Here is a 2,059-nt window from a genome sequence, read left to right as displayed (position 1 = left end):
ACGAAGCCCTGTCCTGCATCAACGTGCTGACGGCCGGCGGCTTCTGCGAAAACGTCGTCGAGCGGCGGCCGGAGATGAACCGCTGGAGTTTCTACCACACGCGCGGACCGGAAGAGCGGCATCTGTGCCAGCTCGACTACATCCTGCTGTCGAAGGGGCTCGCCGCCAGCAACGCGACGGCTGTTCCCGACATCATCCGCAACGGCCAGCCCTGGCGCACCATTTTTCCGCCGGGGCAGGAGGTCGACCGCTTTCCGCGTGCCGGCTGGGACCGGCCGAAGGCGTCGGACCATTGCCCGGTGGCGATCACGCTGGACATGACCTGACGCATGAGTTTCGACCTGCCACGCAACGTCATCCTGCCGGTCGACGCCATCGACGTCCGGCTCGATCCCGGTCCGCACCCGTTCGCAAGGGACAATGCAGAGGCGATCGCCGAGAACTGGCAGCACGAAATCGCTGCCAATCCGGCGCTGTTCGACGGCATGGTGGTGCTGCTGTCGCAGCTTGCCTACCGCGACAACCGTCTCGCCGGCCGCTGCCATGCGGTCAACTATTCGACTTTCATGCTGTGGCGGAAGCGGCGCGAGAATTCGGGCGCCGAGCATGCCTATGCCCATGCCATGCTGGTGGCTGCCGACAATGCGCTGGTGGCGATCCGCATGGGTCCGCACACGGTCAACGCCGGCCGCGTCTATTTTGCCGCCGGCTCATTCGAGCCGGTCGATTTTCGCGATGGCCTGGTCGATGTCGATTTCAACATGATCCGCGAAGTGCGCGAGGAAACCGGTCTTGACCTGTCAGCCGCGGAACGCGGCAAACGCTACCACGCCATGTCGACCAACAGCGGCACGGTGATCTTCCGCCGCTACCACGCGGCGGCGCCCGCCGACGAGATCGCCCAGCGCATCTCAGCCTTCGTCGCCACCGAAACCGAGCCGGAGATCGACGGGCCAGTGATCATCCGCCATGCCGCCGACCTGCCGGTCGGCCTGTCACCGCACATGAAGCCGCTGATCGAGTGGCATTTCGCAAACGGGAGTTAAGGGCGCGTCTTGTTCTGTGCCGCGTTGCGATCGTTGCGGGCGGCGACGAGGAACAGGATGAAGCCGATGCCGAGCAAACCGCCCATCGCCATTCCCATGGTCTGGCCGACGACTGCCTGAAAATCGGCTGTGACGCGATCGGGATTGGCCATGCCGAAGCGGGCGAGATACCACCAGATGCCTGCAAGGAAGGCCTCGATGACGACCATCGTCAGGATCAGTCGTGCCTTCTTGCTCATTGGCTATTCCTCCACCCAAGCGTGAATTGCCCTAGCATCATGAACGGCGCGGCGACAGTGGCGGGTAGGGTGGAAACGTCTAAGGCTGTGCAAAACCGGTCTGAGCGCCGGCCGCGTTTCGGCCGGTTGCCCTATTCGTGCCTAAGTGCGTCGATCGGGTCGAGCCTGGCGCCGCGCAGCGCCGGGAAGAAGCCGAACACCATGCCGATCAGGGCGGAAAAGCCGACGGCGAGCAGGATCACCGCCGGGCTCGGCGCAAACGGGATGGTCAGCGTCACCGCGGCGAGGCCGGCCAGCGCCAGCCCGATCAGGATGCCGATAATGCCGCCGAGCAGCGACAGCACCGTCGCCTCGACCAGGAACTGGATGAGGATGTGCTTTTCATGCGCGCCGATGGCGAGCCTGATGCCGATCTCGCGGGTGCGTTCGGTGACCGACACCAGCATGATGTTCATGATGCCGATGCCGCCGACCAGCAGGCTGACGCCGGCGACGGCGCCCAGCATGCCGGTCATGGTGGTGGTGGCGCTGGCCATGGCGTCGGCGATCTGGGTCATGTCGCGGATGGCGAAATCGCTTTCACGATCGGGCGTGATGCGTCTGGCGTCGCGCAGAATGTCCTCGACGCGCGGCTGCAACTCGCTGGTCGGCGTGCGGTCATCGGCGGCGATGTAGATGTTGTCGATGTCGCGGTTGCCGGCGATGCGGCGCTGGTAGGCGTGCAGCGGCATCAGCACGACATTGTCCTGATCCTGACCGAAGCCGGTATAGCCC

General features: G+C 64.9%; 3 protein-coding genes and 1 pseudogene. 2 read left to right on the top strand and 2 right to left on the bottom strand.

Translation table 11 applies throughout. The features are described 5' to 3' along the window. A pseudogene (locus ENZ75_RS29925) lies at positions 1-326 on the top strand (endonuclease); the annotation flags it as partial. A 3-nt stretch (positions 327-329) separates the two neighbouring features. Next, positions 330-1,046, top strand: coding sequence for a hypothetical protein (locus ENZ75_RS29920; protein WP_063168256.1), 717 nt, complete (start codon positions 330-332; stop codon positions 1,044-1,046). Here the strand turns inward: ENZ75_RS29920 and ENZ75_RS29915 are convergent. Further along, positions 1,043-1,285 (bottom strand): hypothetical protein, encoded by a 243-nt coding sequence (locus ENZ75_RS29915; protein ID WP_013531069.1) that lies wholly within the window; start codon positions 1,283-1,285, stop codon positions 1,043-1,045. The genes ENZ75_RS29920 and ENZ75_RS29915 overlap by 4 nt on opposite strands. 131 nt (positions 1,286-1,416) lie before the next feature. Then, positions 1,417-2,059, bottom strand: a 643-nt coding sequence (locus ENZ75_RS29910; protein ID WP_128278550.1) for an FtsX-like permease family protein, incomplete at its 5' end; no start/stop codon positions are given.

It is taken from the genome of Mesorhizobium sp. M7A.F.Ca.CA.002.04.1.1 (assembly GCF_004022805.1).
GTDB lineage: Bacteria > Pseudomonadota > Alphaproteobacteria > Rhizobiales > Rhizobiaceae > Mesorhizobium > Mesorhizobium ciceri.
Note: the sequence above shows the minus strand (reverse complement) of the source record. Positions and strands in the feature narration are given on the sequence as shown.